The organism is Legionella sp., from assembly GCF_965140895.1.
GTDB lineage: Bacteria > Pseudomonadota > Gammaproteobacteria > Legionellales > Legionellaceae > Legionella.
On sequence record NZ_CBCSKT010000019.1, the window covers coordinates 1 to 12,872 of the forward strand.

Consider the following 12,872-nt stretch of genomic DNA (forward strand, 5'->3'; position numbering starts at 1 on the left):
TGATAATCATTCTCATTTGGGGTAAAGTCTTATCCATGCTCGCTAACAGGTTAAATGGTTAACAATGAACACAAAAAAAATTCCCTATAATCTTGCTCTTATCCTGCTCACCACTGGAGCTAGCTTAATTCTTGGTCTTTTAAGCTTTAGCGGCATGTTTGCCCTTGTTCCTGTTTTGCCTTTTGCGATCGCAACATTCGTACTCTCCGTAGCCTATGAGGCAGAAATTTATTTACAAAATATCAAAGGCGCTCTAAGTAAACTTTTTAAATACAATTACTTGCAAAACCAGCTGGCAAAAGAATTTTTGCTGGAGCACTTCCCTAAAAACATCAACCACCCAGATTGCCCACCCTTTTTTGTAAATTATGCCGCGTTACAATTAAAGCTTAAAAAGGCACCTAATAAAGCAGAGAAAAAACATATTAAGAAATTACTCAAGGAGATGGAGCAACAATTTGCCTTGCACTTATTTTCCAACGCAGAAAACATGCCTATTTCAGAGGGTACAAACCAATTACACGTTTGGTTAAGCCAACATAATCAAGCTGCCTGGCAAGCTGATTTCGAAAAACGACGTCGAAACGTCCAAATCGTTGCCGCATTTAGCTCGCTTTCCTCTCTGTTTATGGGATTAGGAAGTACCTACCTTATCATGGAAGCCTTTAGTGCCATTCCCTGGATTGCCGTTATCCCCTTTGCTTATTGGCCGCTTATAATTGTGCCTATGGCAGCGGTTGCGGGAGCGGCTTATGGTTTGTTGACATACAATACAGTTACCGATCTTATTAATAATGACACCATCACGAACTGGTTTACGAGAATTCACAAGCATTTTAAAGAAGAGCGCTTTTCTGTGCGTAACCTGTTTATGGCGTCGATGTCCGCATTGCTAGTGGGCTTAGCAATCGCCCTTACAGTTTGTACTGCAGGCACTTGGTGGACTATCGCAACGAATGCACGTCCATTATTCGACTGGATGGGTAAAATGCCCAAGTTTGTCATGGGAGTTATAACCCCTTTGATTACAGGACTTTCGGCTCTGGGTTTTAATATTCAAAATACAGCTGAGTCAATCGAAAAGTTAGACAAATCCATCTATGCAGAAGAGACCAATTCATCTACTAGTACCTATGATTCAATAAAAGAAACATGGAATGGCCTATGGGAAAATAAAAACTGGCTCCAGGTATTTAATCCATTCAGAATTATCAAAGCACTAACCATTACTCCATTGCGTATAATGCTGTTTATGGGACATTTAGTCAGTATTGCACTAACCGCCGATCGGATGCCGGGAATTCCACAAATTTGGGCGGCATTAATTGCTTTTATTAGCGAAGGCTTTGAAGATGCACACTATTTCATTGGACGTGGGCATGTAGGAAAGGCCTCTGCACCACAAGACATTGAGGACATTAATACCTTTACGCAAAAAATGCTAAACAAACGGCTCCGCGAACAAGGTGAACACAGTTATGATCTCGACATTCCGGCAAAAATATTGTTTGCTCTGGCAACACCGCTGGATATGTTAGCCTCCAAATGGGATTCCATGGCGGCCTGGCTAATTCCTGTTAATAAGGAGGTAAAGCCACACTCCCTTGACCCTGTAGCAAAAAATCAGCAACCAGAGCTTAATCTCGATCTATCTGAAAATTGGCGAGCAGAGCATACGGTTGGATTGATTGAAAAGCACATACAAAAACATTTAAATGGCGTATGGTTTGGCGCTGAGACGGCAGCACAGAAGGAAATAGCGCTTAGAGCGTTGCAACAAGAAATACGTCGTGCCAAGAGTAAAGATTTAGACGAGATACTTACTTCAGAAAAAACCAAACCGGTATATAATCAACATCGCTTATTTGCGCATAAAGATGAGAAGACGACTACTCAAATCTTTGTTGAAGAGTTATCACAACGGGTAACATTGGCTAGTTAAAGATTACATGATAGTGATATCTGGAGTGCCCTTGCCTCTCACTCGAACTTATGGATACCGCGGTCACGCCGCGGTAATTCATCGGTATTATTTATTAAAAATGTTTAAGACTAATTAGATGAACTCAAATAATTAAATTAAAACAAGGTGTTAAACCGTTTACACCACAAAAAGTCAGATTTCACCGCGTAAATACACGGTTACCTACTCTAAAAAAATCGCAAGAACTACTAAGAATATGATAAAGTAGCTCGCAAATTAAGCGATATTAGGGCTGTTCACATAATAAATAGCCCCTAGTGGAAATTCAGGCGTCAAGAGAGGCATAAATGAAGAAAAGTTTGATTAGGAATTCAAGGGCCTGGTTCGTCATGGGCCATGATTTAACCATGGCGCTATTTAGTTGGTTTATTGTCCATTCGTTAATTTCAGGACAGCCTGATACATTTTCCCTGACACAATGGCTAAGCATTACCGTAGCCTTTACTATTTCCATTAAATATTTTCGTGTGTATGCGGTTGTTTGGAAAAATGCTTCCACCAAAGATGTAAAAAGAAACATTTATACCGTATTGACTGGCTCGATTTTATTCTTCTTTCTGGAGTTCCTCTTTAATAGGCTCGCGCTAATTTCGCGTTCAGAAATTATTTTCTATCCAGAATTAACCTTAATTCTTATCCTGTCAAGTCGTTATTTTTATCGCCAACATTTACAATCCACCCCCAAAAATCGGGCACCAGGAACAGGCTTGATTGTAATTGGTTCGGGAGCTGGCGCAAATTTATTCTTACGCGAAAATGATACACGCTTAAATCCCTACAAAATTGTCGCCATACTCGATGATAACCCCTTGCTGCATGGTACCTTAATGCAAAATCACCCCATTATAGGTTCCACTGATTTATTATTATCCCCCAAGTTCATACAGCGTTATCCGGCAGATGAACTATTAATTGCAATTCCTTCATTGCCCAAGGAACATTTACAAGACATCTATAAAAAATGCAGTGCAACCGCTTATCCTGTAAAAATATTACCGTCACTAATGAAGATCCTTGAAGGCTCAAGCCCTACAGCGCTAGAGCAGATTAAATTAGAAGACTTATTAGGGCGTGCGCAAATTGAATTAGCATGGAATGAAATTTCTACTACCATTTATGAAAAAAGAGTGGTGGTAACCGGAGGTGGCGGCTCCATCGGCTCCGAGTTATGTCGACAAATTGCCAAACTTAATCCAGAGAAACTAATCATTATTGATAACTCCGAATTCAATCTCTATCAAATTGAACATGAGTTACGACAGAATTTTGAAAATCTCCCACTGCATATCAGTCTTACTTCGGTTCTGGATAAGCATGCGATTAATCAGCTTTTTGAAAAATTTAAACCACAAATTGTGTTTCATGCCGCGGCATATAAGCATGTACCCATGCTTGAGGAGCAAGTGCGCATCGCAGTCATGAATAACGTGCTGGGCACACAAGCCGTTGCCGAAGCCAGTGTCGACTTTAATGTGAATAAATTTATTCTGATTTCTACTGATAAAGCAGTTAACCCAACCAATATAATGGGTACTACCAAGCGTGTAGCTGAAATTTATTGTCAAAATCTCAATGGGCATTTCGCAACTCAATTCATTACCGTTCGCTTTGGTAATGTACTGGGTTCTGCTGGCAGTGTGGTACCACTATTCAAAAAACAGCTAAAGGAAGGTGGACCGTTAACGGTAACTCATCCTGATATTACGCGCTATTTCATGACGATTCCGGAAGCTTGCCAGCTCATTTTGCAAGCGATGGTGAATGGCCATGGCGGCGAAGTATTTGTGCTGGATATGGGCGATCCCATTAAAATTAACTATCTGGCAGAGCAAATAATAAGACTCGCGGGGAAAGAACCACACCGTGATATTCAAATCAAATACACGGGTCTGCGCCCAGGTGAAAAACTGTATGAAGAACTTTTTCATGAAACAGAACAACTACGCCCAACGATGCACGAAAAAATTCTACAAGCCAAACATCGCGTTATGGATTGGCAGCAATTGATACATGCTTTTGATGCGATTGAGCAGGCATGTCACACCATGAATGAGCGGGAGTTACGTAAGTTATTGGTGCAACTGGTGCCCGAATATTGCGAGAAAACAGAAGCATTGCCTTCGACTTAATGGATGCTTGTAGGCAAAAGAAGTTCTATGAGTAAGAAAAGATAGTTGATAATGAAAACCTGGTTGCAAGCAACCAGGTTACTAGAGTGTACCATTTTACTTGGCCAGATCAGTTCACTTCACAAAACAAAATGCATCGATGAATTCAACAAGCCGTTTAATCAGCTTATGACAATCCAGCTATAGTCATAGTAATTTTAAACTCATTAGCGCTCTTTTATGCTTTTAACGCCGGGATCGATAAAAGATTTGTCAATTTTATTTGCTTTTTTCACGTTTACTTTATGGTGGAATATTACGATGATACCCCTAGTTAATTTCAACGAAATTTATTAGGGGCACTTGTTTCTCTTTTACAATGAATGCAATAAAACAATCACTTTCAACAGCTATTTTGTGCTTCGATTTTTAACAGTCCTTGCAGCATAGAAAAGGCGCTCGAAAACAATACATGAGACTTCTGAATGAGTACTAACAATGATGATGCTAAAATAAACTCAAAAAGGTTAATTACGCCTAAATAAGGGATATTCAACTCTGTCAAAAAAAATGCTAACAAAAAACCTTGCAGCGATAAGAAATATGTATTTAACCCCAATCGATAATAGAAAAATTGGATAAAGCACATCAATAAACAAACTATAAAAGTACCATAACCTACTATCATGTAGTTATTAGAATAATTTAAAATGCCTATCAAGCCAGGTAATGAGGAAAATATTGTTCCTTGGTTTATGTCGAGGTAACTCTGAGATACCTTCGAATAAACACTGATTTTTTGCGTTGTTTTTTGAAAAATTGCCTTTTTAAACAAATCTGTACCACCATCAGGATAGGCAGTTGTAGCCAAAATTCCTTCGATCCCTATCCACCGACTAACGGGTAATGACATCACTTGTTGCAACTGAGATTTTAAATTGGATTTATTATGAACTATTAATTCATTCAGTATTGAGCCATCAGATTGTTCATTAATAGATGTGGGCTTGTGTAAGGGGGCATAAAAATAATAACTACACAACATACTCACCGAACATAATGAGATAATTACAAGAGCAACATAAGTGCTCAACAATTTTTTATGTTGCGTAACCAACTTATAAGCCCCCTCTTTTTTTAACAGTCCTTGCCGCATCATAGAAAAGGCTCTCGGAAACAATATATGAGACTTCTGAATGAGTACTAACAATGATGAGGCTAAAATAAACTCAAAAAGATTAATTACGCCTAAATAAGGGATATTCAACTCTGTCAAAAAAAATGCTAACAAAAAACCTTGCAGCGATAAGAAATATGTATTTAACCCCAATCGATAATAGAAAAATTGGATAAAGCACATCAATAAACAAACTATAAAAGTACCATAACCTACTATCATGTAGTTATTAGAATAATTTAAAATGCCTATCAAGCCAGGTAATGAGGAAAATATTGTTCCTTGGTTTATGTCGAGGTAACTCTGAGATACCTTCGAATAAACACTGATTTTTTGCGTTGTTTTTTGAAAAATTGCCTTTTTAAACAAATCTGTACCACCATCAGGATAGGCAGTTGTAGCCAAAATTCCTTCGATCCCTATCCACCGACTAACGGGTAATGACATCACTTGTTGCAACTGAGATTTTAAATTGGATTTATTATGAGCTATTAATTCGTTCAGCATTGAGCCATCAGATTGTTCATTAATAGATGTGGGCTTGTGTAAGGGGGCATAAAAATAATAACTACGCAACATACTCACCGAACATAATGAAATAATTGCAAGAGCAACATAAGTGATCAACAATTTTTTATGTTGCGTAACCAACTTATAAGCCCCCTCTTTAAATAAAATAAAAAAGCATGGAACTATCCACACGATTAAAATAGAGCGGCTTAAAGCAGTTATGGAAATCAAACATGCAATAATCATAGCATAATGCCAATTTTTATAATTATGCGCTATGGCGTCCCATCCCATTAAATGGGCTATTAATAAGGGTAAAAAGAATATCAAGCCCCAAGTTAACAGAAAATTAAGGTGGAAAGGAAAAATAACTGTAGGTAAAAGACCGACCATATAAAAATGGGTTTTGAAATTAATACAACTTATTACCAAACAAATACAAACGAGCAAACCCCAAATTTTTCCAGGATTTTTTAGATACCACATAGGTACTACGTCTGTTTGCTTTTTTAATGATAGAGCATCATTATTGTGATAAAAAAAGCGGCGATAAAGATAAAATGCAAAATCAGCGGCTAAAATACCTAAAGCGGCATAACTTGCAACCATTAAAGCCCTGTCCCAATACAATCCTATGTTGGAAACATCGTTCCAATAGCCCGTAGGCTCTAAAAAATCTACCCCTAATACTAAATAAAACATTAATTTCAGCCAAATTCCTAGAAATAACATGATTTTTAAGTAGAAAAATAAATAGCTCTGAGAAAGAGATAAGCATGACATTAATAATGTTAGCCATATAAAATTAAACACAGAATAATAAAAGGCAGACCCTTCATAACTAGAAACACCACATAAAGAGAAAAGGAACAAACCCATTATTAAAATGATCGAATACTTCATTGACATCAATTTGCTTTGCATTTATTTTCTCTCTATCTCGCTCGTAAAATCCGTCAGAAAACCAGAAGATCGTCCGTGAATGATTTTATAGCCATCGTACACGCACACGCCTGTGCCTATGTATATCTTATACCCACTTACGTGCTCTCTTACGCGTGTCAATTTTCAGTTTTTTTTACTAACAGTACTTTTCCTATCTTTTGAGTGAATATATTTCTTATTATCCTAAAAAATCGATGCAGACTTTTATTAAAAAGTGCATTAAAAATAATATGATATGTATTTATTTTTGTAAGTTTCTGGGGTGCCAGTTTCATCGCTTGGAAAAAATATTTCATTCCCAATTTATATCTCCCTGACCGCCAGTGCGTTCTGCCAGAAATTAAATAGGCTTGACTTAGAATTAATGGTGCCAATTCTAGTAATTTATTATCAGTCGTATCTTTTAAAACAGCTGACATTAATGTAACAAATTCATTAGCACGCTCAGTTGAGGTATTTGCAAAACTTGCTGATTGTTCGTGTACTCGATGACGACCAAGAAGTTCAGGCAGCCTTTTAAAAGTTCCCAGCGTCGCCAGTCTTATATGATATTCAAAATCACCAAGCAAAGAGTAGTTACTATCCCATCCCCCTATTTTACTAAACGCAGATTTCAGGAAAAAAGATCCTACAGCAATGGGGGTAATGCCGCGAATAAGCATTTGATAGTAATCATAATCAGGCGTCGTAAGTTTTCTTATAATCTTAGATTGATTATCAATTAAAAAATTATCACCATAAGTTAATACGATGTTGGAATGTTTATTGAACTCGCGTATTGAACGACTTACCGCGTTTTTCTCCAGCGTATCATCTGCACTCAAATATCCGATAATGGAACCTTGACTCATTGCCCATCCTTTGTTCAAGGTTCGAGCTTGTCCCATATTTTGATGAGTTTCATAAAAGAAACGTCCTTGATATTTTTTTAAAAAATCCGCTGTTTCATCTGTAGAACCATCATCCAAGACAATAAGCTCAATATGGGGATAGTCTTGAGCTAAAACGCTTTCTATTGCCTCCTCAAGGTAAGGGAGAGCATTGTATGCAGGGATAACTATTGAAACTAACTGTTCTACACTATCACTCATGATTATCCCTACCACTAAAATAAAACAAAGAAATGCTCATCATAAAAATCCAGTAAATAATCCAGGTTAGAGCAAAAGCATAAGCCACTCTAACTAATCCAAAGGGCCTTAAAATATATGCCTCAGAAATACAGATATTGCGCATGGAACAACCAATTACCGTGAACTAATGATCAACCTGTTCTTCTCGAGTATAATCTGAGTAAAGGCTATTTTGGAAATTCCGTTTGAAGCCGTAAGTAACCTAGCTCTTTTTCCAAGGTAGATTGACTATATAAGATCTATCTGTAGATATTAAAAAGACTACATGTTTCTATTTTTTTCATACAACCATGAATAACAGCTACTACGCACGCTCTAAAATCTACGACACAACATAACTTCCTTATGGAAAAAATTATATCAATACCATAGTCTAATTACCAGTAGGAGAGTTTTCCAAAATGGAATAAGTTTGAAGGAGGAATCATTTCATTTGGGGAAACTCTATTCTTGGTGTTTGTTTTTTTATTATGCTAGACTTCGCAGCTAATTTAGCTCGAACTTATAAGTCTAATAAGCTTTTGGACACTAATTTTACCCCTGTTGATTCTTTACATATATGCAGTGAGTCAATTCGCAAAAGAATATCTTAGAGCAAAAAAATAAGGAATTTATACTTAATGAGAAATAACAATTTTTTATTTAATTTTGCAGTCTCCTATTCTGGAGGCGGTTTTAAGAGACTTTTTGCTTACGCACAATGGTTTAACCAAAATGGAGGAGCGACGTTTATTATCCATCCTCATTGCACATATTTAATTACTGAATTTCCACAGAATCGCTTCATTGTTGTAAAGCAATCTAAATTACAACGCGTGTTTAATGACTGTAATTATTTAGAGGAGGTTAAGAGAAAGCTAGGGACTCCTGATGTCTATTATTCCTATGGAATACCTATTTATACTCCTTTTGGCAAAAAAAATTGGTTTCATTTAAGCAATGTTTTACCTCTTGGTTCAAAAAATATCCCTCTTTCTTTGTTTGATAAGCTAAAGCTTGGTTATCTTGGGAGACGAATTGTAAGTACTTTTAATAATGCAGATATCATTTCAGCGGAATCACAATTTTCGATTGATTTGATAAAACCCCATTCTTTGAAAAAATTAATCGTGTCCGTTAATGGTAGTGATGATGAGTTAAAATATATCTCATCTGATTCCGCTATAGAAAAAGAGAATATTGCTGTAGTACTCGGCACTTATCGATATAAAGCTATTGAAGACTCATTTGGTATTTTTGAAACCCTTAAAGAAAAAAACCCAGGCCTAAAACTAGTAATAATTGGTAATAAAAAAATGGTCCCAAAGCATATTCAGGAAAATAAGCAGGTGATAATGACTGGATTGCTACAACGAGAACGTGTTATTGAATATTTACAAAAATCAGAATATTACATTTCTACCACCTATATAGAAAACTCGTATAATGCAGCATCAGAAGGCATTTTTTTTGCTAATGAATCATTTATTTCTGATATTGCTCCCCACAGGGAACTGTTATCGTGCCTTCCTTTTGAAACAAGATCTATTCATAATATAAACAGGTCATTTCTTCACGTTAAAAAAAGTGATATTTCACCGATAAATTTAAAATCATGGGACAATGTTGTTGTGGACATGCTGAAGCATTTTTCTTAATAATTAATCAATATTTTTGATAAGAACAATTTAACAGGAATCTCACTCACTGAGTTTCTTTAGTTGTACTCCGTGAGAAAATCTCTTAACATCTGCCATTGGATAGCTTTTTCATTATGGAACCATGAAGCGCTAGATAGTAAAATTCAACCAAATCAATAGAAGAAATAAGTGAAAATTTTAGTTGTCTCACAATATTTTTGGCCAGAAACATTCATTATTAATGATTTAGTACAATGCCTTGCGGCTCAAGGACATCAAATAGAGGTTGTTACTGGTAAACCTAATTATCCTGAAGGTACTATTTTTGAGGGATATTCCTCTTCGGGCTGTACCACAGAGTTTTTTTCTGGGATTCCAGTTCACCGAGCACCACTTTTACCACGAGGAAAAGGGGGTAAGAAATTATTATTAAATTATCTTTCTTTTATCTTAAGTGGTCTCATCTATTTTCCTCGATTTGTAAAGAAAAAGAAATTTGATGCTATTTTTGTATTTGTCCCCTCTCCAATTACCTCAGTGATTCCTGCCATCTATTTAAAATGGCGTTTACGAGCACATCTTGCCGTTTGGGTTCAGGATCTTTGGCCCGAAAGTGTGCAAGCGACCGGATTTATTCAAAATAAGCATTTATTGCGATTAATAGGATATATGGTAAAAAAAATTTATGCTGCCTCGGATACCTTATTAGTTCAATCAAAAAAATTCCCGGCGATGATGGAAAAATACACCCCCCTGGAAAAGGTTCGCTACTATCCTAATTTATTTTTAGAGCCTCCAGAAACAGAATCTATGTCTGCTAAAGATGTGCCTGCTGCTTTATTATCAGAGTTAGAATCTAATACTTGCTTTGTTTTTGCCGGGAATTTAGGCACTGCTCAGGCATTAGAAACCATTCTTAATGCCGCCGAGAAAATAGCGTGTTTACCACAATGTAAAATTATTTTGATTGGCAATGGAAGCATGAGTGATTGGTTGCATCAGCAAATAACCCAAAGAGAAATTAAAAATATATCACTTCCTGGCCGCTTTCCCGCATCTCTTATGCCCGTTATTTATTCTCGAGCAGCAGCTCTTTTGGTAACCCTAAAAAAAGATGAAATTTTTTCTTACACAATTCCAAGTAAAGTCCAAGCTTATTTAGCAGCAGGTCGTCCTATTTTGGCTGCATTAAATGGTGAGGGAGCGAGAGTCGTCGAAAATGCGCAAGCCGGATTGGTATCTTCAGCAGAGGATGCCACTGCGCTAGCTAAGAACATAGAAAAAATATATCATATGCCTGCTGCAGAGCGTGAACAATTGGGACAGGCAGGGAGAGCATACTTTCTTGAACATTTTGAAATGACCAAACAAAGTCATCGACTCATTGAAATTCTTAATAATAAAATTAAATAGAGGTAAACTAATTTGAAAATTCTGGTTTTAGGTGTAACCGGTATGCTGGGAAGTGCAGTGTTTCATACGTTTAACCAGCAACAGAGTAATTTTACAGTTTGGGGTACTTTAAGGAGCAGGGAAAATCTTAAGTATTTCCCAAGTTCTTGCCATTCTCATTTGATCTCTGATATCGATGTACTTGATTTTGATGTGTTATGTAAAGTATTTGCACAAGTTCGCCCTGATATTGTTATCAACTGTATTGGATTGATTAAGCAATTATCAAACGCGAAAGACCCCTTATCTGCGTTACCCATCAATGCCATGTTCCCGCACCGACTCGCCCACTTGTGCGGTCTATCTGGAGCGCGCTTGATTCACGTTAGCACCGATTGTGTTTTTTCAGGGGATAAAGGGTTTTATACCGAAAACGATAAGTCAGATGCAGAGGACTTATATGGTAAATCAAAATTTATTGGCGAACTTACGGAGTTTCCGCATGCGATTACCATCCGTACCTCAATAATAGGTCATGAACTCAATAGTAAGGCAGCCTTGGTTGAATGGTTTCTTTCACAACAAAGTACAGCCAAAGGCTATGTGAACGCTATTTTCTCAGGTTTGCCCACTTTTGAATTGGCGCGAGTGATGCGTGATTATGTTATTCCTAAACCTGAACTTTGTGGTCTTTATCATGTTGTTGCAAATCCCATTAATAAATATGAGTTGATTTCATTGATTGCTGAGATCTATAAGAAAAAAATAAATATTGTAGCAGATGAAGAAGTTAAAATTGATCGCTCTCTGAATGGAGAGCGGTTTAAAGAGGCGACCGGTTATGTTGCTCCGGCTTGGCCAGAATTGATTACCTTAATGTATGAATCAAAAAATTTGATGTGGAGTTAATTTAGCATGTTCAATGATAAGACCCTTCTGATTACTGGTGGAACTGGCTCCTTCGGGCATGCCGTTTTAAAACGTTTTTTAACATCTAACATACGTGAAATACGCATTTTTAGCCGTGATGAAAAAAAGCAAGAGGATATGCGTAATGAGCTAAAAAATGACAAAGTAAAGTTTTATATTGGTGATGTACGCGATTATTCAGCAATCGCTGAAGCGATGACTGGTGTGGATTATGTTTTTCATGCAGCAGCCTTAAAACAAGTTCCCTCCTGTGAATTTTATCCTATGGAAGCAGTGCGTACTAACGTTCTGGGTACCGATAATGTTTTGTCCGCAGGAATTGCTGCAGGAGTGCAAAAAATAGTAGTATTAAGCACAGATAAAGCAGTTTACCCAATTAATGCCATGGGTATTTCCAAGGCGATGGCTGAAAAGATTGTTGTCGCAAAATCACGCGTTGTTACCAATAATGGCCCCATTATTTGTGCTACCCGTTATGGAAATGTGATGGCATCAAGAGGCTCGGTTATCCCGCTTTTTGTAGATCAAATAAAAGCAAAAAAAGCATTAACTATGACCGATCCTAAAATGACCCGTTTTTTAATGTCATTAGAAGATTCTGTTGATTTGGTGTTGCATGCTTTTGATCATGCCAATCAGGGTGATATTTTTGTTCAAAAAGCTCCGGCCTCAACCATTGCTGACTTAACACAAGCATTAATTGAACTCTTTAAAAGTGACAGTGAAGTTAAAGTTATTGGAACTCGTCACGGAGAGAAACTGTATGAGTCGTTAATTTCTCGCGAAGAAATGGCTAAAGCAGAAGATATGGGAAGATATTATCGTATTCAAGCGGATAACAGGGATCTAAATTATAATAAATATTTTGTAGAAGGTGAGGAACATATTTCTGATTTTGAAGATTATACGTCACATAATACTCAGCAACTTAGCGTGCCTGAGATAAAAGACATGCTTCTGAAATTGGATTTTATTCAAAATGCCTTGGATAATGCTCCCACAGAATTGTACTAACCTATCCGCTTGGTGGCTGTAGGTCCACAAGACCTCAAGCCACCTCAGAGCGCCATGTTG

At 37.0% G+C, this 12,872-nt stretch carries 8 protein-coding genes; 6 read left to right on the forward strand and 2 right to left on the reverse strand.

The genetic code is table 11. From position 1 onward, the window contains the following. The first annotated feature begins 64 nt into the window (after window positions 1–64). Together ACQY7T_RS02385 and ACQY7T_RS02390 are read left to right on the forward strand one after the other, a co-directional pair. A complete protein-coding gene (locus tag ACQY7T_RS02385) occupies window positions 65–1,942 on the forward strand; it encodes a hypothetical protein (RefSeq protein ID WP_428411116.1) in 1,878 nt (625 codons plus the stop codon). Between the two features lie 329 nt (window positions 1,943–2,271). Further along, window positions 2,272–4,113 (forward strand): polysaccharide biosynthesis protein, encoded by a 1,842-nt coding sequence (locus ACQY7T_RS02390; protein WP_428411117.1) that lies wholly within the window; start codon window positions 2,272–2,274, stop codon window positions 4,111–4,113. A gap of 382 nt (window positions 4,114–4,495) precedes the next feature. On the opposite strand, the gene ACQY7T_RS02395 is transcribed toward ACQY7T_RS02390, so the two are convergent. Both ACQY7T_RS02395 and ACQY7T_RS02400 read right to left on the reverse strand, forming a co-directional pair. Next, window positions 4,496–6,481: a hypothetical protein gene (locus tag ACQY7T_RS02395; RefSeq protein WP_428411118.1), complete on the reverse strand. Its 1,986-nt coding sequence runs from the start codon at window positions 6,479–6,481 to the stop codon at window positions 4,496–4,498. 359 nt (window positions 6,482–6,840) lie between these two features. Then, window positions 6,841–7,815 (reverse strand): glycosyltransferase, encoded by a 975-nt coding sequence (locus ACQY7T_RS02400; RefSeq protein ID WP_428411119.1) that lies wholly within the window; start codon window positions 7,813–7,815, stop codon window positions 6,841–6,843. A gap of 662 nt (window positions 7,816–8,477) precedes the next feature. Between ACQY7T_RS02400 and ACQY7T_RS02405 the strand changes: the two genes are divergently transcribed. From ACQY7T_RS02405 to ACQY7T_RS02420, 4 genes are all read left to right on the forward strand, one after another. Beyond that, on the forward strand, window positions 8,478–9,494 hold the full coding sequence (locus ACQY7T_RS02405; RefSeq protein ID WP_428411120.1) for a glycosyltransferase: 1,017 nt from the start codon (window positions 8,478–8,480) through the stop codon (window positions 9,492–9,494). Between the two features lie 171 nt (window positions 9,495–9,665). Beyond that, complete coding sequence (locus tag ACQY7T_RS02410) at window positions 9,666–10,889, forward strand: glycosyltransferase family 4 protein (protein WP_428411121.1); 1,224 nt, start codon at window positions 9,666–9,668, stop codon at window positions 10,887–10,889. 12 nt (window positions 10,890–10,901) lie between these two features. Beyond that, window positions 10,902–11,777 carry a dTDP-4-dehydrorhamnose reductase family protein gene (locus tag ACQY7T_RS02415; protein ID WP_428411122.1) on the forward strand — a complete coding sequence of 292 codons (876 nt, stop codon included), beginning with the start codon at window positions 10,902–10,904 and terminating at the stop codon, window positions 11,775–11,777. 6 nt (window positions 11,778–11,783) lie between these two features. Next, the gene (locus tag ACQY7T_RS02420; RefSeq protein ID WP_428411123.1) at window positions 11,784–12,812 is read left to right on the forward strand and encodes an SDR family NAD(P)-dependent oxidoreductase; all 1,029 of its coding nucleotides are present in this window, start codon (window positions 11,784–11,786) and stop codon (window positions 12,810–12,812) included. Window positions 12,813–12,872: the final 60 nt, after the last annotated feature.

Bases quoted from the DNA above. Each gene is read 5' to 3' on its own strand.
- ACQY7T_RS02385 (WP_428411116.1), top strand. From the start codon at position 65: ATGAACACAAAAAAAATTCCCTATAATCTTGCTCTTATCCTGCTCACC.
- ACQY7T_RS02390 (WP_428411117.1), top strand. From the start codon at position 2,272: ATGAAGAAAAGTTTGATTAGGAATTCAAGGGCCTGGTTCGTCATGGGC.
- ACQY7T_RS02395 (WP_428411118.1), bottom strand. From the start codon at position 6,481: ATGTTTTATTTAGTATTAGGGGTAGATTTTTTAGAGCCTACGGGCTAT.
- ACQY7T_RS02400 (WP_428411119.1), bottom strand. From the start codon at position 7,815: ATGAGTGATAGTGTAGAACAGTTAGTTTCAATAGTTATCCCTGCATAC.
- ACQY7T_RS02405 (WP_428411120.1), top strand. From the start codon at position 8,478: ATGAGAAATAACAATTTTTTATTTAATTTTGCAGTCTCCTATTCTGGA.
- ACQY7T_RS02420 (WP_428411123.1), top strand. From the start codon at position 11,784: ATGTTCAATGATAAGACCCTTCTGATTACTGGTGGAACTGGCTCCTTC.